The sequence below is a fragment of the Nocardioides maradonensis genome, assembly GCF_054777115.1.
This window is the reverse complement of sequence record NZ_BAAHAZ010000004.1, coordinates 60450-81023: the sequence shown is the minus strand read 5'-3', so window position 1 is coordinate 81023 and position 20574 is coordinate 60450. Positions and strand designations below refer to the sequence as shown.

The window sequence follows — 20574 nt, the reverse complement described above, 5'->3', positions numbered from 1 at the left end:
CACCAGACAGGCACTTCCGTGACCCTCACCCTCGCGATCGTCATCGCGGTCGTCGTCATCGCGCTCGCGTTCGACTACACCAACGGGTTCCACGACGCGGCGAACGCGATCGCCACGTCGGTCTCGACCCGCGCCCTCACCCCGCGGATCGCGCTCACCCTCGCCGCGCTCATGAACTTCGTCGGTGCGCTGCTCGGCCAGAAGGTGGCGCACACCGTCAGCGACGTGATCGTGCCGCCGAAGGACAACCACGGGCTGATCATCGTGATGGCGGCGCTCCTCGGCGCGATCACCTGGAACCTGATCACCTGGTACTTCGGGCTTCCCTCCTCGTCCAGCCACGCGCTCATCGGCGGCCTGGTCGGCGCCGGCGTCGCGGGCGGCGCCTCGGTGCACTGGTCGATCATCTGGGACAAGGTCGTCACCCCGATGGTCCTCTCCCCGCTCGTCGGCTTCATCGGCGCCTTCGTCGTGATGACCGCGATCATGTGGATCTTCCGCAAGCGCAACCAGCACCGCGTCCATCGCGGCTTCCGCGGCATGCAGACCATCTCGGCGGCGGCGCTCGCCCTGGGCCATGGTCTGCAGGACGCCCAGAAGACGATGGGCGTGATCCTCCTGGTCCTGGTGACGGCGTACCCGGCCCACTACGACGCCAAGCAGCTGCCGCTGTGGGTCGTCATCGGCGCCGCGGGCGCGATCTCGCTCGGCACCTACTCCGGCGGCTGGCGGATCATGCGCACCCTGGGCCGCAAGATCATCCACCTCGATCCGGCCCGCGGCTTCGCGGCGGAGTCGGTCGGCGCGACGGTGCTCTACACGACGGCGTACGCCTTCCAGGCGCCGATCTCGACCACCCACGTCATCACTTCCGCGGTGATGGGTGCGGGCGCCACCAAGCGGTTCTCGGCCGTCCGCTGGGGCATGGCGAAGACGATCCTGGTCGCCTGGGTGGTCACCCTCCCCGCGGCCGCGACGGTCGCCTTCGTGGCCTACGAGGTCGTCCACCTCGTCGTCCCCGCCTGATCCCTCCGCGAGTTCAGGCTTTCGGTCGACCGAAACCCGGGTTTGGGTCGACCAGAAGGCCGAACTCGCGTCACACCGTCAAGGAGTAGCCCCGGCCCCGGATCCGGCGTACGTCGGCCGCACCACCGAGCCTGCTGCGCAACCGGGTCACGTGCATGGCGATCGTGTTGCCGCTCGCGCGACCGGCGCCCCACAGGGCGGTCCGCAGCTCGTCGTCGTCGACCACACCGGGCGAGCGCAGCATCAGCTCGCGGAGCAGCTCGAACTCCTTGAGCGGCAGGTCCGGGATGCGCTGCCCGTCGATGTGGACCGAGTAGGCGGCCGCGTCGAGCTCGATCGGACCGACCTCGAGGTGCGCACGACCGTCGAGGGGCTCGGGCGACGCGCGCAGCGCGTCCCACAGCTGGGCGGCCGTGTACGGCGTGGGCACGATCGCGCTGGCCCCGGCCTTGAGCAGCTCCCCCGCACCGTCCGGGGCGGTCCGCTCCAGCACCGCGATCACGTACGTCGCCCCGTGCCGCCGGATCACGCTGACGAACTCCGCCGCCGGGATGCCGGGGGCCCGCGGGTCGACGACGACCGCGGTCGGGTGGACGCGACCGAACTCGACAAGCCCGTCGACCGTCGAGTCGGCCCACACGACGTGGACCCCGCGCCCGGCGAGCTCGTCGGTCAGCTGTCCCTGCGCGGGCAGCGGGTCGACGACGAGCAGCTGCGTGCCCGCCGTCTCGGCCCACCGGTGCAGGTAGGCCCGCGCGGAGTCACCGCGCGTCGATCGACGGACACCATCGGCAGCTGCGGCTGATGGCGTCTCCATGGGCAGCCGGCTCAGCCGAAGCGGCCCGAGATGTAGGCCTCGGTCGCCTCGTTGTCCGGGTTGGCGAAGACCTTCTTGGTCGGGTTGAACTCGACCAGGTGGCCCGGCTCGCCGGTCGCCTTGAGGTTGAAGAAGCCGGTGTCGTCGGAGACCCGCGCCGCCTGCTGCATGTTGTGGGTCACGATGACGATCGTGTAGTCGTTCTTCAGCTGGTGGATGAGGTCCTCGACGGCAGCCGTGGAGATCGGGTCCAGCGCCGAGCAGGGCTCGTCCATGAGCAGGATCTCGGGCTGGACGGCGATGGCGCGCGCGATGCACAGGCGCTGCTGCTGGCCGCCGGACAGGCCCATGCCGGGCTTGCCGAGGCGGTCCTTGACCTCCTGCCAGAGGTTGGCGCCCCGCAGAGACCGCTCGACGATCGCGTCGGCCTCGTCCTTCTTGATCTTCTTGTTGTTGAGCTTGCTGCCCGCCAGGACGTTGTCGTAGATCGACATCGTCGGGAACGGGTTGGGGCGCTGGAAGACCATGCCGACGGTGCGTCGTACGGCGACCGGGTCGACGCCCGGACCGTAGAGGTCCTGGCCGCCGATGGCGATCTTGCCCTCGACCCGCGCCCCGGGGATCACCTCGTGCATCCGGTTGAGCGAGCGCAGGAAGGTCGACTTGCCGCAACCCGACGGCCCGATGAACGCCGTGACGGCGCCGGCGCGGATGGACATGTTCACACCCTCGACGGCGAGGAAGTCGCCGTAGTAGATGTTGACGTCGCTGACGTCGATGCCTGTAGCCATGTCGTGTTCTCTCCTGCTCAGCGCCCGGTCTTGGGGGCGAAGATCTTGCCGACGATCCGGGCCACGAGGTTGAGGACCATCACGATGATGATGAGGACCAGCGCCGCGGCCCAGTAGCGCGGCTCGCTGAAGTTGGTCGCGAGGCAGGCCTGGCCGGCCTGGCGCTGGGCCAGGGTGCAGCTCACGATGTCGGGGCTGTTGTACTGGTTGATGATGAACGTCGGCAGCGTGGACATCGGCTCCGACGGGGTGAACAGCTTCCACTGCACGCTCGCGGTGTAGCCGACCGCGACCAGCAGCGGCGCGGTCTCGCCGATGACGCGCGCCACGGCGAGCATCACACCCGTCACGATGCCGCCGATCGAGGTCGGGACGACCACCTTGAGGATGGTGCGCCACCTCGGTACGCCGAGCGCCCAGGACGCCTCGCGCAGGTCGGCGGGAACCAGGCGCAGCATCTCCTCGGTCGACCGCACGACCGTTGGGGTCATCAGCAGCGCCAGGGCGATGGCCGCGGTGAAACCCATCTGCACGGTCGGGCCGAACACGATCCGGAACAGCGTGATCGCGAAGAGGCCCGCGACGATCGAGGGGATGCCGGTCATGACGTCGACGAACAGCGCCGTGGCCCGTGCCAGTCGGGTGCCCTTGCCGTACTCGACGAGGTAGATGGCCGCCATCAGCCCGAGCGGTACGGCGATGAGCGCGGCCACCAGCGTGATCAGCCCGGTGCCGATGAGGGCCTGCGCGATGCCGCCCTTGGCCGCATCGGCGGCCGTGAGCACCGAGTGGTTCTTCATCGAGGAGGTCAGGAACGTCCACGACAGGTGCGAGCCGCCCTTGCGGACGACCAACTCGATGATCCACACCAGCGGCACGCAGACGACCGCGAACATCGACCAGATGACGCCGGTGACCAGGCGGTCCTTGGCGGCCCGGCCGCCCTCGAGCACCTGGGACCAGATCACGACGACGGCGATCCCCAGCACGTCGGCGAGGATGACGACCGGGGTCCACGACGAGTGCCTGGCGAAGACCAGCTTGAAGAGGACCGCGACGGCGGCGACGACGACGAAGACACCGAGCGGCGCGAGGCGCGGCAGCCGGGGCCGGGTCAGGGCCGGGCGCGCGAAGTCGATCGTGGTCATCGGGCGAACTTCCGATCTCCGCGGGCGATGACCCAGCGCGCGACGAAGTTCACGACGAAGGTCAGGGCGAACAGGATGAGACCGAGGGCGATCAGCGCCGACTTGCCGTCGTTGCTGGCCTCCGCCCAGTGACCGGCGATGAAGGACGCGATGGTCTGTCCCTCGTGCGAACCGGTGAGGTTGAAGGTCAGGTTCGGGTTGAGGGCGTGGGACACCATCAGGACCGCCATGGTCTCCCCGAGCGCGCGACCGAGGCCCAGCATCACGCCGGCGACGATGCCCGACTTCGCGTGCGGGAGGACGGCCAGCCGGATCATCTCCCAGCGGGTGGCGCCGAGGCCGACGGCGGCCTCCTGCACCAGCGGCGGGGTCTGCTTGAAGACCTCGCGTGAGATGGCGACGATGATCGGCAGGATCATGACGCTCAGCACCAGCACGGCCGTGATGCCCACCTGGCCGGTGCCGGCGTACGGGCCCTTGAAGATCGGGATCCAGCTGGCATGGACGCTGAGCCACTCGATCGTCGGCTTGAGCGACGCGGCGAGCACGGTGCCGCCCCAGAGGCCGTAGATGATCGAGGGCACGGCGGCGAGCAGGTCGATGACGTACGCCACCGGCGTCGCGATCCGCGCCGGCGCGTAGTAGGTGATGAACAGCGCGATCGCGATGGCGAACGGCACCGCGATCACGAGCGCGATCACGGCGAAGAGCACGGTGCCGAAGACGAGCGGGCCGGCGAGGGCCCAGAAGCTCGACTTGCCACCGAAGGTCTTCACCGGCTGGGTGAGGGCGGGGTCCGCCATCACCCCGGGGATGCCCTTGACGAGCAGGAACACGAAGACGGCGGCGAGCGCGACGAGGATCGTGATGCCGGCCGCGCTGGCCAGACCCTTGAAGATCGCGTCGCCCTTGCCCTGCGAGCCCTGCGCGAACAGGTCGCTCCCGGCCGGCACGGGCGGAGATTGCGTGGACACCAGGACTCCCCGGAGGTGTTGGTCGGGGCGGCCCGCCGAAGCGGGCCGCCCCAGGGATCAGACGAGCTGGATCAGCAGGTCACTTGATCGTCGCGACGATGGACTGGGCCTTCTTCGCGACGTTCGACGGCAGCGGGGCCGAACCGGCGGCCTTCGAGCCCGAGGCCTGACCGGCGTCGGACACGATGTAGCCCAGGTAGTCCTTCACGAGGGCGCCGACCTTGGCGTCCTTGTACGTCGGGCACGCGATCAGGTACGACACCAGCAGGAGCGGGTAGTCGGCCGGGTTGGTGGTGGTCCGGTCGACCTTGTAGGTCAGCTGGCCGGACTTGGCGGTCGGGTCGAGCTTCGAGACCGACAGGTCGTGCGCGGCGCCGTCGGCGGTGGGCATGACGTACTTGTTGCCGACCTTGACCGAGACGATGCCGAACGTGCCGGCCTTCGACGCGTCGACGTAGCCGATCGAGCCGTCGGTGCCCTGCAGGGTGGTGACGACGCCCGAGGTGCCGTCGCCGGACAGACCCGAGGTCGTCGGCCAGGTCTGCGACGCCTCGTCCTTCCAGGCACCCTGGGAGGCCTGCGCGAGGTAGTCGGTGAAGTTGGCGGTGGTGCCCGAGTCGTCCGAGCGGTGGACCGGCTGGATCGAGGTGCTGGGCAGGTTCACGCCCGGGTTCTGGTCCGCGATCGCCTTGTCGTTCCAGGTGGTGATCGTGCCGTTGAAGATGTCGGCGATGGTCTTGCCGTCGAGGTTCAGCGAGGAGACGCCGGACAGGTTGAAGACCACGGCGATCGGGCTGACGTAGTCCGGGACCTCGATCGGGTCGGCGCCGCACTGCTTCTTGGCGGCGGCGTACTCGGTCGGGTCGGACAGGTAGGAGTCCGAGCCGGCGAAGGTGTAGGTGCCCTGCTCGAAGCTGGAGCGACCGGTGCCGGAGCCGACCTGGTTGTAGTTGATCGTGACTCCGGAGTTCTTCTGGCCGTAGTCCGAGGCCCACTGGACCTGGGCGCTGCCCTGAGCGGTCGAGCCGCCGCCGGTCAGCGAGGAGGCGTTGTTCACGGCCGGCGCGGTCGTGGCGTCGGACGACGGCGAGCCGGAGCCGGCGTCGGTGCTGGTGGAGCTGTTGGAGCCACAGGCCGCCAGGGAGCCGGCGAGCGCGACGGCCGCGATGCTGGGAACCAGCGCGCGGCGGATCTGGGTGAGGTTCAAGACAAGGCCTCTCAGGTGGAGGGGCAGACCGCCCCCCTGCTTTCGGTCTGGACGTTGCGAAGTTAGGGAAGCCCGGTAACGCAACCGTCCGGTGTGTCTGAACGGACGGTGAACAGTGCGCAAGCAGGGGACGATCCCCCGTGGGCCAGGTCACTCGCCCTGTTAGCGGTACGCCACGTCCGGCCCGGTCAGGAGTCAGACCCCGTGCCGCTCGAACGCCACGACCGCACCCTTGCGGGTGTGGAGGACGAGTGCCTCGGCGGGGGCGAGCGGCGTCTGCAGCGTCGAGGCGCGCACCCGGTTGCTCAGCCCGAGGGCGTCGTACACCAGCGGCAGGACGGGCCGGTGCGTGCACAGCACCGCTCCCCGGTCGTCGGCGAGGAGCTCCTCGACGATGCGCGCGACGCCCCTCGGGGAGGCGTCCTCCTCGCTCAGCCGGCGGCGCAGGTCGAGGTCGAAGCCGGTGGTGGCGACGTACGGCTCGACGGTCTGGACGCAGCGGGTGCTGGGCGAGCTGACCACGTGGGTGGCGTCGTACGCGGCGATGAGCGGGACGAGGCGGTCGGCCTGGGTGCTGCCCGTGCTCAGCAGCGGACGCAGCCGGTCCTCGGCGGACCACCGCGACCGGGACCGGGCCGCGGCGTGGCGCAGGACGACCAGGGCGCGGGTCTTGCGGCGTACCGCGAGGGCGGCCGTGAGCGTCTCCCGGTCGTAGTCGTAGGTGAGCAGGTCGACGGCGAGGTCCACCGGGACCCAGCGGACCTGGTCGATCTCGGCGTTGGGGCGGTAGCCGTTCACGTCGTCGTCGCCGACCACGCGGCCAGTCCAGTAGTGGACGACCTTGCTCCGGCCGTTGACCGGGTACCACTGGTCGGGCAGCGGCGGGCCCAGGCGCACGTGCAGCCCGGTCTCCTCGGCCACCTCGCGCACCGCGGCCGCGATGCGGTGCTCGCCGCGCTCGAGCTTGCCCTTGGGGAACGACCAGTCGTCGTACTTGGGCCGGTGCACGAGCAGGACCTGCCGGCCGGGGCGGAACGCGACGACGCCGGCGGCCGCGACCGGAGGGCGCTGCGGCGTACCGGCTGCGAGGCGGGTGCTGACCACGGGGCTAGTCTCACCTATCCCCGCGTGCGCGAACGAGAGGCCCTGTCTGTGGAACGCCCCCGCCTGACCCGACGCCGGGCCGTCGTGGCCGTGATCGTGGCGCTGGTGGTCGTCGCCCTCGGCGTCGTGGGCTGGGTGCGGACCCGCTCCGGCCCGGAGACCCGGCTCTCGGCGGCGATGGCGCTGACGCCGAGGACGGCCGTCCGGTTCAGCTGGACCGACTGGGCCGCCGTACGCGCGAAGGTGGGGGTGTCGGAGGCGGACGCGTCCGACCACGTCCGCGCGTTCCTCACCCAGGCGTTCGACGCCGACCTCAGCTCGGCCTCGGCACTGGACGACTCCGCGCCGACGCTCGCCGCGAAGCTCGGCGTCTCCCCCGCGAACCTGTCCTGGGAGCTGTACGCGCAGGGCACCGACGGGGCGGTGGTCGTGATGGGGCTCCCCGACGACGTGACCCCGGCCGAGCTGCGCGTGACGCTCGCGCAGATCGGCTACACCGACCCGGGCAGCGACGACGGCGTGTGGCAGGTCGGGTCGGGCGGTCTCGCCTCGATCGGCAACCTGACCCCGGAGCTCGGCAACCTCACCATCGACGCGCAGCACCACGTCCTCGCCGCGAGCGACTCGGCGGCCTTCCTGCGCGACTGGCGCAGCAACGAGCGCGGGACAGGCGACGACAGCGCGGTGGCCGCAGTGGCCGCGTCGCTCGGAGACGCACCCTCCGGCGTCGTGTACGACGGTGGCTACGCCTGCCAGGCGCTCGCGATGAACCAGGCCGACCCTGCCGACCAGGCCGAGGGGGCTCGGCTGATCGCCGAGGCGGGCAGGATCAACCCCCTCGACGCCTTCGCCATGGCCTATGCCCCCGACGGCTCGGTCCAGGTCCGGATGCTCTTCGAGAACCCCGACCAGGCCCGCACCAACGCCACCACGCGCGCCACCCTCGCCGTCGGTCCCGCGCCCGGGCAGGGCGGCTCCTTCACCGACCGCTACACGCTGGTCCGCACGACCGCCGAGAAGGACCTGGTCTCGATGACCCTCCAACCGGCACCCGGCACCTACGTGTTGTCGGACCTGGACTCGGGGCCGTTGCTGTTCGCGAGCTGCTGAGGCGGCAACGGGCGCGGGACGACCCCCAGGATCCGGTCGATCTCGTCCCAGGACAGCCGGGAGTCCGACGCGGTCGCGGCGATGATCAGGTTGGTGGTGAGCTCGACCTCGGACAGCAGGTCGTCGTCATCCAGCTCGACCTCGAATTGGTCGTCCACGTCCCTGCTCCTCCCGAGGTCGCCGCGGCCCTCCCCCACCCATCATCGCGCAAAAAACGGTTTCGGGCCCCGCTGCGAGAGCAACAGGGCCCGAAACCGGTACGGCCGTGGGTTCAGAGGGGCCGGACGTTCTCCGCCTGCGGGCCCTTCGGGCCCTGGGTGACGTCGAACTCGACCCGCTGGGCGTCCTCCAGCGACTTGTACCCGTTGGTCTGGATCGCGGAGTAGTGGACGAAGACGTCGTCGCCGCCACCCTCCTGCTCGATGAAGCCGAAGCCCTTCTCGGCGCTGAACCACTTGACGGTGCCCTGAGCCATTGCGCTCGCTACTCCTTGTGTCTGGCGAAGTCGCCCGGTCGACGACCCCACGCAAGGACGATATCAATGCGGACCGACGGTCAAACCTCGGCATTTGCCGCAATCGGTAGGCCCCGTGGGACTCGAACCCACAACCAGCGGATTAAAAGTCCGACGCTCTGCCAATTGAGCTAGGGGCCCGCGGCGTCAGTATCGCAGGGGCACGCGGCCCGCTCGAGATCCGGTCAGGGAGGTCCTCCTCGGGCACCGCACCCCCGCTCTGCCGCACGACGCCCTGCGGAAGCCTCCCGCCGCGCGCTGAGGCGCTCAGCAGGCGTTCGCCAGGAATCCGATCGGGACGAGGTCGGAGGGACGTCCCGCCTCGGCCCGCGCGATCAGCCCACCGACGACCCGCGTGATCGGTGCGGAGTACGTCGTGGCGCCGCACCCGCCCTGCTCGCGACCGCCGATGACACCGACCACCCGGCCGGCCTGCAGCCACGGCCCGCCGCTCACGCCGTCGGTGAGGCCGGTGCAGTCCATGCTCGGGTAGCCGTCGGTCAGGTACAGGGTGTCCGCGCAGCCGACGGGGCGCCCGTCGACACCGAGGGGGTAGCCGATCAGGCGGACCGAGCGGCCGGCTGCCGGCGTACCGACCGAGCGTCCGCCGACGACGTCCTCGATCCGCCGGCCCGCCCGGGGCGCCACCTCGAGCACGGCCACGTCGTCGGCCGGGTCCTGGTGGTCGCGCCAGGAGGCGGTGACGTAGGCGCGGCGTACCGTCCAGACGCCGTACGGCGCGATGCCGTCGTGGAAGCCGGGCGCGAACTCCATGGTCAGACCGGTGCCGTAGACGCAGTGCGCGGCGGTGAGCAGCAGGTCGTGAGTCGTGGAGTGCACGACGCTCGCCGAGCAGAAGTGCGGCAGGTGCAGGGCGACGGACAGCCCGCCGACGCTCGGGAAGAACAGCGCGCCGACCGTGGGCTCGGGCGCGACCGGCTGGGCGGCCGGCACGGGCGACGGGCCGGCGGCGAGCAGCGTCAGGACGGCGAGGAGCGAGCGCACCCCGTCATGATGGCCCGCTCAGCGGCCGGTGGTCGAGCCTGTCGCGGCGCGGCAGCTGGAGCACACGCCGAGCAGCTCGACGGTGTGGCTGACCTCGGCGAAGTCGTGCTCGGAGGCGACGGCGCGTGCCCAGGCCTCGACAGTCGGAGCCACGATCTCGACGGTGCGTCCGCAGACCCGGCAGACCAGGTGGTGGTGGTGGTCCGGGCTGCACCGGCGGTACGTCGTCTCCCCGGCCGCTCCGTGCAGGACGTCGACCTCGCCGGCGTCGGCCATCGACTGCAACGTCCGGTAGACCGTCGCCAGACCGACCTTGTCGCCCGACTGGCGCAGCAGGTCGTGGATGTCCTGGGCGCTGTGGAAGTCGTCGGCGCGCTCGAGCGCCTCCGCGATGGCACGGCGCTGCCGCGTGACCCGCACCGCGCCCTGCTCGGCGGTCTCCACCACGGCTCCTCCTCACCCCTCGGACCGTTCTAGCCTAGGACATCGGTGGTGCCCCGCGACGACCCGCGGACCGCCTAGACTCAGCCGCCGGAGGAAGGGGGGTCGGCGCCGTGGGGAGCGATGACGAGTTCGGTCCGGACACGCTGACGATCCGGGCCTGGCTGGACAAGCGGGCGACGTACGCCGCCGACCGCGAGGTCCCCCTGCCACCGATCAACCTGCCGTCCGCGGCCGCCCCTGCCGTGGCCGACGCTCCGGTCGAGCCCGAGCCTCCCGCCCCGACGCCGCGGATGCCCGACACCCGCGAGGCCGGCCGATCGGTGCTCGACGTGCTCGGCCCGGTGGCGCGCGAGCCGGAGGCTGTTGCGCCGGAGGCAGCGCCGGAGGCGGAGCCCGACGTCGAGCCGGCGCCCGCAGCGCCCGAGGCCCCCCGCCCCGCCTGGCCGCCCACGAGCCCGGCCCGCCCGGTCGACGCCGTACCGGACACGGCCGAGCCGCCGGCGACGTACACCGAGGAGCCGGAGGACGACCTCCCGCCCGCGGTCATCGAGTTCAAGCCGCGCACCCAGGTCCGTCGCGCGCTCACCGTCGTGCTGCTCGTGGCCCTGCTCGCCGCCGTCGCGGTGGGCGTGGTCGCTGCGCGCCAGCACACCACCGGCCTGTACGCCGTCGCGGCCAGCCTCGGCGTGCTCGTCCTCGTGGTGTGGGCGGTGCGGGCCAGCACCATCCCGACCCGGCTCACGATCCGCCGCAACCAGCTCGAGGTGGTGCGCAGCGGGCGCCGTACGACGATCGACCTGGCCAGCCCGTTCACGCCGGTCGCGATCCTGGGCACGCCCGGCCGGCGCGGGTGGCAGGTGCTGATCGAGCAGCTCGAGGCGCCGGTGCTGACGCTCACCGCGAGCGACGTCGACCCGGATCCGTTCATGCGCGTGCTGCTGCGGATCCGGCCCGACCTGCGACCCGAGGCCCAGCAGCCGACCTGACAGGAACGAGAACCTGTTCTACTCTCGGGTCATGAGCAGGTTCCTGGCCGAGGAGGCCTCCCCCGAGGAGATCGAGCGCCAGGCCGCCCTCTACGGCCCGCTGACCGCGGCCGTGCGCGACCTCGTCGACGCCTCGCTGCGCACCCTGGTCGACGGCGTGGAGATCGACGCCGCGCGCGAGGAGATCGAGGCGATCACCGCCCGGCTGCGCAAGGACCAGATCGACGGCGCCTTCGGGGTCCGCTACAGCCCCGAGGGCAGGGGCCGCGCCTGGGGCAACGCGGTGATCGGGCTGCGCAACGCGATCGCGCCACCACTCACGATCACGACCGAGGACGACCTCACGTCCGCGGACTTCCACCTGGGCGCGTCGTACGAGGGACCGCCCGGGCTGGTGCACGGCGGTGTCGTCGCACTGCTGCTCGACCAGCTGCTGGGCCAGGCCGCGGGCGCCGGCGGACGGCCGGGGATGACCGGCACCCTGACCGTGGTCTATCGCCAGGGCACGCCCCTGGGCGACCTGCGCGCCGAGGCCTGGATCGACCGCACCGAGGGCATCAAGACCTGGGCCAAGGGCCGGATCATCGGCCCCGAGGGCGTGACTGCGGAGGCCGAGGGCGTCTTCATCCTGCCCCGGTGGGCCCGCGGGCTGCTGGACGAGCAGAGGCCCGACTACTTCGAGTGACGCGTCGTACCTGGCGATCTGGCTGTGGATTCGGTGAATTCACGACCAGAACGCCAGGTACGACGGAGAGCCCTACGCCTTGACGCCGCGCAGGTGGTCGTCGGTGAGGTGGACCTCCTCGGCCGCCTGGGCCTCGAGCTCCGCGCGGCGACGGCGCTCGGCCGCCTCGGCGTCGTACTCCCCCGGCTCGGAGACCAGGTCGGTGGCGCCGCGCTCGAGGCGCTGCAGGGCGACGCGGGCGAAGATCTGCTGCAGCGTGGTGGTGCGCTCGGAGCGGCCGCGGCCGAGGAACGCGACGAACCAGGCCATCACCGCGGTCACTCGGTTCTTGAAGCCGGTGATGTAGAAGAGGTGGACGACCAGCCACATCATCCAGGCCACCACGCCGGTCAGGCGCAGCTTCCCGACCATCGCGACCGCCCGGAAGCGGCTGACGATCGCCATCGAGCCCTTGTCGAAGTACTTGAACGGCGGCTGCGCGGGCTTGCCCTTGAGCCGGCCGTCGATCTCCTTGGCGGCGTACTTGGCGCCCTGGATGGCGACCTGCGCGACGCCCGGGAGGTGGTCCAGCGAGATCATGTCGCCGACCACGAAGACCTCGGGGTGGCCCGGAAGGGTGAGGTCGGGGTTGACGGCGATCCGGCCGGCGCGGTCCAGCGGTGCACCGGTCTGGTCGGAGAGGGTCTGGGTCAGCGGGCTGGCCTGGACGCCGGCCGCCCACACCTTGGTGACCGAGTCGATCCGCTGCTCGGTGCCGTCCTTGTGCTTGAGCACGAGGCCGCGCTCGTCGACGTCGGTGACCATGGCGCCGAGCAGGACATCGACGCCCAGCTTCTCGAGCTTCTCCTTGGTCCAGGCGCCGAGCTTGGCGCCGAACGGCGGCAGCACCTGCGGCGCCGCGTCGACCAGGATCACCCGCGCCTGGTGGGTGCTGATGGCGCGGAAGTCGCGGGTCAGCGTGCGGTGGGCGAGCTCGGCGATCTGGCCGGCCATCTCGACACCGGTCGGGCCGGCGCCGACGACCACGAAGGTCAGCAGGTGGTCGACGTTCTCACCGCGAGCGGCACCGAGCTCGGCCATCTCGAAGGCACCGAAGATCCGGCCGCGCAGCTCGAGGGCGTCGTCGACGGTCTTCATGCCGGGGGCGTACTCGGCGAACTGGTCGTTGCCGAAGTAGGACTGACCGGCACCGGCCGCAACGATCAGCGAGTCGTACGACGTCACGAGCTCGCGACCCAGCACCTGGGACGTGACCTGCTTGCGCTCCAGGTCGATCGCGGTGACCTCGCCGAGCAGCACCTGCGCGTTGTCCTGGTGCGCCAGGACCTCGCGGGTCGGGGGCGCGATCTCGCCCTCGGACAGGATGCCCGTCGCGACCTGGTAGAGCAGCGGCTGGAACAGGTGGTGGGTCGTCTTCGCGATCATCGTGACGTCGACGTCGGAGCGCGAGAGCGCCTTCGTGCCGAAGAGCCCGCCGAAGCCGGATCCGATCACCACGACCTGGTGCCGCTTCGATCGGGGGGTCATCTCACGGTCGCTCGCGACCGCGTCGGCCTGTGCCATCTGTTCTTCTCCTCCACGCGTCCGTCAGGGGTGCCGGACGTCCTTGTACCGCGTTCAGATTCTCTCAGGACCGGGCAGCGGTTCGCACACCGGCGGCCAGCCTCGCGTCGACGGCCGCCGGGCTCAGTACCCGGTCCAGCGCCATCGCAGCACAGCCGACGAGCCCCGCCCGGTCGCCGAAGGTCGACGGGAGCACCTGGAGCTCCCGGGTGGCCAGCGCCGTCGAGCGGGCGTAGAGCGTCTCGCGCACCCCGGCGGCGTACACGTCGAAGGCGGCGGCCATGTCGCCGCCGAGCACGATCGCCTGGGGGTTGAGCAGGTTCACCGCGACCGCGAGCACCTCGCCGAGCTGGCGCCCGCTCTCGCGCAGCAGCTGCTTGGCCTCGGCGTCGCCGTGGTTCGCGAGCGCGACGAGCTCGCGGACGTGGTGCACGTCGTCGCGCTCCTTGCCGAGGGCGGCCACCAGGGCCCAGCCACCGGCGATCGTCTCCAGGCAGCCGACGTCGCCGCACCGACAGACCCGCCCCGCCGCGGCGTCGACCTTGGTGTGCCCGATGTCGCCGGCGCCGCCGCGCGAGCCCTCGATGATCCGGCCGCCCGCGAGGATGCCGAGGCCCAGACCGGTGGAGGCCTTGACGACGAGCAGGTCGTCGTACGTCGCCGCGTGGCCGAGGAACTCCGAGCGGGCCAGGGTGTCGGCGTCGTTGGCGAGGAGCAGCGGGCCCGCCGCCACCTTCGCGAGGTACGGCGCCAGCGCGACCCCGTCCCAGCCGGCCATCACCGGGGTGTCGACGCTCTGCCCGTGGACCGGGTCGACGGTGCCGGGAAGGCTGACGCCGACGCCCAGGACGGGCGGCTTGCCGCGCAGCAACCCGCGCAGCTGGGTCGCGACGCCGGGCATGACGTCGTCCGGGCCGGCGCCGACCTCGTGGTCGACCGAGGACGTGGCGAGCAGCGTGCCGAGGAGGTCGAACACGCCGACCTGCGAGCGGGAGCGGCCGATCGCGGCGGCCAGGACGACGCCGGCCGACGCGTTGAAGACGAGGCTCCCGGGCGGCCGGCCGCCGGTCGAGGCGAGCTCGGCACCCGCGATGACCAGGCCGGCGTCGGTCAGCTGGGAGAGCCGAGCGACCAGGGCCGTGCGGGACATGCCCGTCACGCGGCGCAGGTCGGCGCGCGTGGTGGCGCGGCCACGGCGTACCAGGTCGAGCAGGTCGCCGGCCGTCGCCGTCTCCCGGGGTGCTGCCGCCACCTCCTCCATAGGGAGGAACAGTAGGGCAGGCCTACTTATGTTCACAAAAAAGCCTAAGAGGGGTTTTCATGAGGCAGTCTTTGGCCCTACGGTTGTTGTCGTGTTCCAGACCACACCGGACCTCGTCCTCCCGGGCGCCGACTTCGTCGTCGTCGGCGGCACGGGTGACCTGGCGCTGCGCAAGCTGTTCCCCGGCCTGCTCCACCGCGAGATCGAGGGGCAGCTCCCCGCGGACACCCGTCTCATCGGCGTCTCACGCAGCACGATCGACGACGACGGCTACCGCACGCTGATCCGCACGGCCCTCGCGGAGCACGTCCCCGGCGCCGACCCCGTCGCCCTCGAGCGGCTGCTCGCGCGCATCCACCACCTCACCCTCGACGCGGCCGCCCCCGACGACTGGCACCTGCTCGCCGGGCTGCTCAAGCAGCGCGAGGACCCCGACACCGTGCGGGTGTACTACCTGGCGGTCGCCCCGCAGGTGATCGACCCGATCTGCCAGCGTCTCGAGGAGCTCGACCTCGTCACCGACCACTGCCGGGTCGTGATCGAGAAGCCGATCGGCACCGACCTCGCCTCCTCGCGCCGGATCAACGACGCCGTGGGCCGGGTCTTCGAGGAGCGGCAGATCTACCGGATCGACCACTACCTCGGCAAGGAGAGCGTGCAGAACCTGCTCGTCACGCGCTTCGCCAACACCTTCCTCGAGCCGCTGTGGAACTCGCGCTGGGTCGACCACGTCCAGATCACGGCGTCCGAGACGCTCGGCGTCGAGGGGCGCGCGGGCTACTACGACCGGTCCGGCGCGCTGCGCGACATGGTCCAGAACCACCTGCTCCAGCTGCTCTGCCTGGTGGCCATGGAGCCGCCGACGTACGTCGCCCCCGACTCGGTGCGCGACGAGAAGCTCAAGGTGCTGCAGGCCCTGAAGCCGATGACGCCGGCGGACGTCGACGCGAACACCGTCCGCGGTCAGTACGACGCCGGCGCGGTCGACGGCCGGCCCGTGGTGTCGTACGAGACCGACCTCGGGCGCCCCAGCGGCACCGAGACCTATGTCGCGCTGCGGGCCGAGGTGCAGAACTGGCGCTGGGCGGGCGTCCCGTTCTACCTGCGCACCGGGAAGCGGCTGGCCGCTCGGCACTCGACCATCGACGTGGTCTTCAAGGAGCCGCCGCACGCGATGTTCCCCGACAGCCCGGCCGCCGGCGCGCCCAACCGGCTCACCATCAACGTGCAGCCGGACGAGGGGATGCGGCTCCACCTCACCGCGAAGGTGCCCGGCCCCGGCGGCATCCGGCTGCGGCCGGTGTCGCTCAACCTCAGCTACGCCACGACGTTCCAGGAACGCTGCCCCGAGCCGTACGAGCGGCTCCTGATGGACGTCATCCGCGGGATCCCGACCCTGTTCATGCGCCGCGACGAGGTCGAGGCGGCGTGGCAGTGGGTCGAGCCCGTGCTGCAGCGCTGGTCGGAGCACGACGAGCGCCCCGCGACCTACCCGGCCGGATCGCACGGCCCCATCGAGGCTGCCGCGCTGCTCGAGCGCGACGGCCGCAACTGGCAGGAGCCCGCATGACCCTCCCCGAGATCCCCACCACCCCCATCGCCGCTCCCCCGCACCCGGTCCTGGCGGCCGTCACCGAGCGGATCACCGCCCGCAGCGCGGTCACCCGCTCGGCGTACCTGCGACGGATCCGGGCGGCCGCCGAGACCGGCCCGGCCCGCGGCCGGCTCGGCTGCGCCAACCTGGCCCACGGCTTCGCGGCCTCCGCACCCGCCGAGAAGCGGGACCTGCGCAGCACCCGCAAACCGAACCTGGGCATCGTCACCAGCTACAACGACATGCTGTCGGCGCACCAGCCGTTCGCGGCGTACCCACCGGTCCTGAAGAACGCGGTCGTCCGCGCCGGCGGCCTCGCGCAGGTCGCCGGCGGCGTGCCCGCCATGTGCGACGGCATCACCCAGGGCCGCGCGGGCATGGAGCTCTCCCTCTACAGCCGCGACGTGATCGCGATGTCGACGGCGATCGCGCTCTCGCACGACATGTTCGACGGCGCCCTGATGCTCGGCGTCTGCGACAAGATCGTGCCCGGCCTGCTGATCGGCGCGCTGTCCTTCGGCCACCTGCCCACCGTGTTCGTGCCCGCCGGTCCGATGGCCTCGGGCCTGCCGAACAAGGAGAAGGCCCGGATCCGCCAGCTGTACGCCGAGGGCAAGGTCGGCCGCGAGGAGCTGCTCGAGGCGGAGGCGGCGTCGTACCACTCGCGCGGGACGTGCACCTTCTACGGCACCGCCAACTCCAACCAGCTGCTGATGGAGGTGCTCGGGCTGCACCTGCCCGGCGCGTCCTTCGTCAACCCCGACAACACGCTGCGCGAGGCGCTCACCCGCGCCGCCGCGGCCCGCGCCGTCGAGATCACCCGCGACGAGCCGACCGCGATCGGCGAGCTCGTCGACGAGAAGGCGATCGTCAACGCCTGCGTGGCGCTGCTCGCCAGCGGCGGCTCGACGAACCACACCATGCACCTCGTCGCGATCGCCCGCGCGGCCGGCATCCAGCTGACCTGGCAGGACCTGTCGGACCTGTCGGCGGTCGTGCCGCTGCTGGCCCGGATCTACCCGAACGGCTCGGCCGACGTGAACCACTTCCACGCCGCGGGCGGCATCGGCTTCCTGGTCCGCACGCTGCTCGAGGCGGGCCTGCTGCACGACGACGTCCTGACCATCGCCGGTCGTGGCCTGTCGCGCTACACCCGCGAGCCGGTGCTGGCCGACGTCGGCTACGGCACGGTCGTGTGGCGCGAGGGCACCCACCGCAGCCTCGACCTCGACGTGCTGCGCCCGGCCACCGACCCGTTCGACCGCGACGGCGGGCTCAAGGTGCTGACCGGCGACCTCGGTACGGCGGTCATCAAGACCTCGGCCGTCGAGCCGGTCCACCGCGTGGTCCGCGCGCCCGCCGTCGTCTTCGACGACCAGGCCGACTTCCTCGCGGCGTTCGAGCGCGGCGAGCTGGACGGGCGCGACCTCGTCGCCGTCGTGCGCTACCAGGGGCCGGCCGCCAACGGCATGCCCGAGCTGCACAAGCTCACCCCTGCGCTCGGCGTCCTCCAGGACCGCGGCCACCGCGTCGCGATCGTCACCGACGGCCGGATGTCCGGCGCGTCCGGCAAGGTCCCCGCCGCGATCCACGTGACGCCGGAGGCCGCCGCCGGGGGCCCGCTCAGCCGGGTGCGGGATGGTGACGTGATCACCGTCGACGCCTACAGCGGCGCCCTCGCGATCGAGGCCGACGACTTCACCACCCGCGAGCCGAGCGGCCGACCGCAGCTCGACCACGAGTGGGTCGGCACCGGCCGCGAGCTGTTCGGCGCGTTCCGCGCCGCGGTCGGCCCCGCCGACGAGGGAGCCAGCATGTTCGGCCGCGCGTTCGCGGCGCTCCAGCACCAGACCGAGGAGAGCTTCGTTGCCCACTGAATCCGTTCTCGACGCCGTCCCGGTGATGCCGGTCGTCGTGGTCGACGACCTCGCCACCGCCGTGCCGCTGGCCCGCGCCCTGGTCGACGGCGGCCTGCCTGCCATCGAGCTGACCCTGCGCACCCCGGTCGCCCTCGACGCCATCCGCGCGATCGCCGCCGAGATCCCGGAGATCCTGCTCGGTGCCGGCACGGTCACCACGCCCGAGCAGGCCGCCGCCGCGGCCGATGCGGGCGCGCGCTTCCTGGTCTCCCCGGGTGCCACGCCCCGGCTGCTCGACGCGATGAGCGGCACGGGCCTCCCGTTCCTCGCCGGTACGTCGACCATCTCCGAGGTGCTCGCCGTGCTCGAGGCCGGCCGGACCGAGATGAAGTTCTTCCCGGCCGAGGCGTCCGGCGGAGCGGCGTACCTCAAGGCGGTGGCGGGTCCCCTGCCGCAGGCCCGGTTCTGCCCGACCGGCGGCATCACGCCGGCCTCGGCCCCGGCGTACCTGGCGCTGCCGAACGTGGGCTGCGTCGGCGGCACCTGGATCACGCCCGCCGACGCCGTCGCCGCCGGCGACTGGGAGCGGATCAGCAAGCTCGCGGCCGAGGCCGCCGCACTCCGATGAACGCCGCCATCGGCGTCGACTTCGGTGCGACCGGGATCAAGGCCGCGCTCGTCGACTGCACCACCGGTGAGCTGCTGTCCGGTCGGCACCGCATCGACACCCCGCGCCCGGCCACGCCCGCGGCGGTGCGCGACAGCATCGCCGAGCTCGTCGGCCGGTTGGACCCGGCCCCGGTCGGCATCGCCGTGCCGGCCGTCGTCCAGCACGGCGTGGTCAGGACCGCCGCCAACATCGACCCTTCCTGGATCGGTACGTCGCTGCCCGAGCTGCTCGACGACGTGCTCGGAGTGCCGACGGCGTACCTCAACGACGCGGACGCGGCCGGCGTCGCCGAGGCGTGCTTCGGGAGCGCCCGCGGCCACCGCGGACTGGTCGTCGTGGTCACCATCGGCACCGGCATCGGCTCGGCGCTCCTCCACGACGGCCGGCTGGTCCCCAACGCCGAGCTGGGCCACCTCGAGCTCGACGGCGTGGACGCCGAGCTGACCGGCAGCGGTCGCGCCCTCGAGCTCGGCGGCTGTGACTGGGGCACCTGGACCGGCGTCGTGTCCCGCTACCTGCAGCACCTGGAGAGCCTGCTCTGGCCCGACCTGGTCGTCATCGGCGGCGGGGTCGCGAGCACCCCGGAGCACTGGTTCCCCCACCTCGAGGCGCGCACCCCGCTGCGCCTCGCCACCCACGGCAAGAGCGCCGGCCTCGTCGGAGCCGCCCAGGCCGTCGCCACCCACCACCCCCACCCCACAGGAGTGACCTCATGACCGTCCGCGTCGGCATCAACGGCTTCGGCCGCATCGGCCGCAATTTCTTCCGTGCCGTCCGTGCCCTCCAGGCCTCCGGTGGCGCCGACATCGAGATCGTCGCCGTCAACGACCTCACCGACAACGCCGTGCTCGCGCACCTGCTGCAGTACGACTCGGTCCTCGGCCGTCTCGACGTCCCCGTGCGTGCCACCGACGACGCGATGCTCGTCGGCGACCAGGAGGTCGTGTCCTTCGCCGAGCGCGACCCGCACGCGCTGAAGTGGGGCGACCTGGGCGTCGACGTGGTCATCGAGTCGACCGGCTTCTTCACCGACGCCGACCGCGCCCGCGCGCACGTCGACGGCGGCGGCGCGAAGAAGGTGATCATCTCCGCGCCGGCCACGAACGAGGACGTGACCGTCGTGATGGGCGTCAATCACGAGCAGTACGACGCAGCCCGCCATACCGTCATCTCCAACGCCTCGTGCACCACGAACTGCCTGGCGCCGATGGCGAAGGCGCTCAACGACGGGCTCGGCATCGAGCGCGGCCTGATGACGACCGTGCACTCCTACACCGCCGACCAGAACCTCCAGGACAACATCCACAAGGACCTCCGCCGCGCCCGGGCCGCCGCCCTGAACCTGGTCCCGACCTCGACCGGCGCCGCCAAGGCGATCGGGCTGGTGCTGCCCGAGCTCAAGGGCAAGCTGGACGGGTACGCCGTCCGGGTGCCCACCCCGACCGGCTCGCTCACCGACCTCACCTTCCAGGCCGCGCGGGAGACCTCCGTGGAGGAGGTCAACGAGATCGTGCGCGCGGCCGCCGAGTCGACGATGGCCGGCTACCTGCGCTACTCGACCGACCCGATCGTGTCCTCCGACATCGTCACCGACCCCGCCTCGTGCATCTTCGACGCGCCGCTGACCAAGGTCGTCGGCGACCAGGTCAAGGTGGTCGGCTGGTACGACAACGAGTGGGGCTACTCCAACCGCCTCGCCGACCTCGTGCGACACGTCGCGGCCGGGAGCTGAAACCGGGGCGAAACCTCACGCTGGGACGATCGTTCAAGCAGTGCGTTTGGCTGCCGATCGCGGGGGGTAAGGCGGTGGTGAACC

21 protein-coding genes and 1 tRNA gene are annotated in these 20574 nt (G+C 71.7%); 9 read left to right on the top strand and 13 right to left on the bottom strand.

Features of this window, described 5'->3' with window-relative positions; genetic code table 11:
- Positions 1–18: 18 nt before the first annotated feature.
- Positions 19–1026 carry an inorganic phosphate transporter gene (locus ACYVAQ_RS05605; RefSeq protein ID WP_460787496.1) on the top strand — a complete coding sequence of 336 codons (1008 nt, stop codon included), beginning with the start codon at positions 19–21 and terminating at the stop codon, positions 1024–1026.
- 70 nt (positions 1027–1096) lie between these two features.
- Here ACYVAQ_RS05605 and ACYVAQ_RS05600 read toward each other — a convergent pair whose 3' ends face one another.
- The 6 genes from ACYVAQ_RS05600 to ACYVAQ_RS05575 form a co-directional block, all read right to left on the bottom strand.
- Complete coding sequence (locus ACYVAQ_RS05600) at positions 1097–1843, bottom strand: response regulator transcription factor (protein WP_460787495.1); 747 nt, start codon at positions 1841–1843, stop codon at positions 1097–1099.
- Between the two features lie 11 nt (positions 1844–1854).
- A complete protein-coding gene (gene pstB, locus ACYVAQ_RS05595) occupies positions 1855–2634 on the bottom strand; it encodes a phosphate ABC transporter ATP-binding protein PstB (protein WP_460787494.1) in 780 nt (259 codons plus the stop codon).
- Positions 2635–2651: 17 nt separating this feature from the next.
- Positions 2652–3782, bottom strand: a complete 1131-nt coding sequence (gene pstA / locus ACYVAQ_RS05590) for a phosphate ABC transporter permease PstA (protein WP_460787493.1) — start codon at positions 3780–3782, stop codon at positions 2652–2654.
- A complete protein-coding gene (gene pstC, locus ACYVAQ_RS05585; protein WP_460787492.1) occupies positions 3779–4756 on the bottom strand; it encodes a phosphate ABC transporter permease subunit PstC in 978 nt (325 codons plus the stop codon). Before pstC ends, pstA begins: the two co-directional genes overlap by 4 nt.
- Positions 4757–4835: 79 nt before the next feature.
- Entirely contained in the window at positions 4836–5963 is a 1128-nt protein-coding gene (pstS, locus tag ACYVAQ_RS05580) for a phosphate ABC transporter substrate-binding protein PstS (protein ID WP_460787491.1), read from the bottom strand.
- A 195-nt stretch (positions 5964–6158) separates the two neighbouring features.
- A complete protein-coding gene (locus ACYVAQ_RS05575; RefSeq protein WP_460787490.1) occupies positions 6159–7067 on the bottom strand; it encodes an NUDIX hydrolase in 909 nt (302 codons plus the stop codon).
- Positions 7068–7115: 48 nt separating this feature from the next.
- Between ACYVAQ_RS05575 and ACYVAQ_RS05570 the strand changes: the two genes are divergently transcribed.
- Positions 7116–8177, top strand: coding sequence for a hypothetical protein (locus ACYVAQ_RS05570; RefSeq protein ID WP_460787489.1), 1062 nt, complete (start codon positions 7116–7118; stop codon positions 8175–8177).
- On the opposite strand, the gene ACYVAQ_RS05565 is transcribed toward ACYVAQ_RS05570, so the two are convergent.
- From ACYVAQ_RS05565 to ACYVAQ_RS05545, 5 genes are all read right to left on the bottom strand, one after another.
- On the bottom strand, positions 8126–8335 hold the full coding sequence (locus ACYVAQ_RS05565; RefSeq protein ID WP_460787488.1) for a hypothetical protein: 210 nt from the start codon (positions 8333–8335) through the stop codon (positions 8126–8128). The genes ACYVAQ_RS05570 and ACYVAQ_RS05565 overlap by 52 nt on opposite strands.
- Positions 8336–8448: 113 nt before the next feature.
- On the bottom strand, positions 8449–8652 hold the full coding sequence (locus ACYVAQ_RS05560) for a cold-shock protein (RefSeq protein WP_460787487.1): 204 nt from the start codon (positions 8650–8652) through the stop codon (positions 8449–8451).
- Between the two features lie 107 nt (positions 8653–8759).
- A tRNA-Lys gene (locus tag ACYVAQ_RS05555) sits at positions 8760–8832 on the bottom strand.
- 126 nt (positions 8833–8958) lie between these two features.
- On the bottom strand, positions 8959–9696 hold the full coding sequence (locus ACYVAQ_RS05550; RefSeq protein WP_460787486.1) for a trypsin-like serine peptidase: 738 nt from the start codon (positions 9694–9696) through the stop codon (positions 8959–8961).
- Positions 9697–9714: 18 nt separating this feature from the next.
- On the bottom strand, positions 9715–10143 hold the full coding sequence (locus ACYVAQ_RS05545) for a Fur family transcriptional regulator (protein WP_460787485.1): 429 nt from the start codon (positions 10141–10143) through the stop codon (positions 9715–9717).
- A gap of 107 nt (positions 10144–10250) precedes the next feature.
- Here ACYVAQ_RS05545 and ACYVAQ_RS05540 point away from each other — a divergent pair, with 107 nt between their 5' ends.
- A complete protein-coding gene (locus ACYVAQ_RS05540) occupies positions 10251–11126 on the top strand; it encodes a hypothetical protein (RefSeq protein WP_460787483.1) in 876 nt (291 codons plus the stop codon).
- 31 nt (positions 11127–11157) lie between these two features.
- A complete protein-coding gene (locus tag ACYVAQ_RS05535; protein ID WP_460787482.1) occupies positions 11158–11811 on the top strand; it encodes a PaaI family thioesterase in 654 nt (217 codons plus the stop codon).
- A 72-nt stretch (positions 11812–11883) separates the two neighbouring features.
- Here the strand turns inward: ACYVAQ_RS05535 and ACYVAQ_RS05530 are convergent, their stop codons facing one another.
- Entirely contained in the window at positions 11884–13374 is a 1491-nt protein-coding gene (locus ACYVAQ_RS05530; RefSeq protein WP_460787481.1) for an NAD(P)/FAD-dependent oxidoreductase, read from the bottom strand.
- 64 nt (positions 13375–13438) lie between these two features.
- Positions 13439–14635: an ROK family protein gene (locus ACYVAQ_RS05525; protein ID WP_460787480.1), complete on the bottom strand. Its 1197-nt coding sequence runs from the start codon at positions 14633–14635 to the stop codon at positions 13439–13441.
- A gap of 91 nt (positions 14636–14726) precedes the next feature.
- On the opposite strand from ACYVAQ_RS05525, the gene zwf reads away from it, so the two are divergent.
- From zwf to gap, 5 genes are read left to right on the top strand one after another with little or no spacing between them, the layout of a single operon-like run.
- Positions 14727–16205, top strand: a complete 1479-nt coding sequence (gene zwf / locus ACYVAQ_RS05520) for a glucose-6-phosphate dehydrogenase (RefSeq protein WP_460787479.1) — start codon at positions 14727–14729, stop codon at positions 16203–16205.
- Positions 16202–18106 (top strand): phosphogluconate dehydratase, encoded by a 1905-nt coding sequence (gene edd, locus ACYVAQ_RS05515; RefSeq protein WP_460787478.1) that lies wholly within the window; start codon positions 16202–16204, stop codon positions 18104–18106. The genes zwf and edd overlap by 4 nt, the downstream gene beginning before the upstream one ends.
- On the top strand, positions 18096–18716 hold the full coding sequence (gene eda / locus ACYVAQ_RS05510; RefSeq protein ID WP_460787477.1) for a bifunctional 4-hydroxy-2-oxoglutarate aldolase/2-dehydro-3-deoxy-phosphogluconate aldolase: 621 nt from the start codon (positions 18096–18098) through the stop codon (positions 18714–18716). Before edd ends, eda begins: the two co-directional genes overlap by 11 nt.
- Positions 18713–19474, top strand: a complete 762-nt coding sequence (gene ppgK, locus ACYVAQ_RS05505) for a polyphosphate--glucose phosphotransferase (protein ID WP_460787476.1) — start codon at positions 18713–18715, stop codon at positions 19472–19474. The genes eda and ppgK overlap by 4 nt, the downstream gene beginning before the upstream one ends.
- Positions 19471–20490 (top strand): type I glyceraldehyde-3-phosphate dehydrogenase, encoded by a 1020-nt coding sequence (gene gap / locus ACYVAQ_RS05500; RefSeq protein WP_460787475.1) that lies wholly within the window; start codon positions 19471–19473, stop codon positions 20488–20490. The genes ppgK and gap overlap by 4 nt, the downstream gene beginning before the upstream one ends.
- Positions 20491–20574 lie beyond the last annotated feature (84 nt).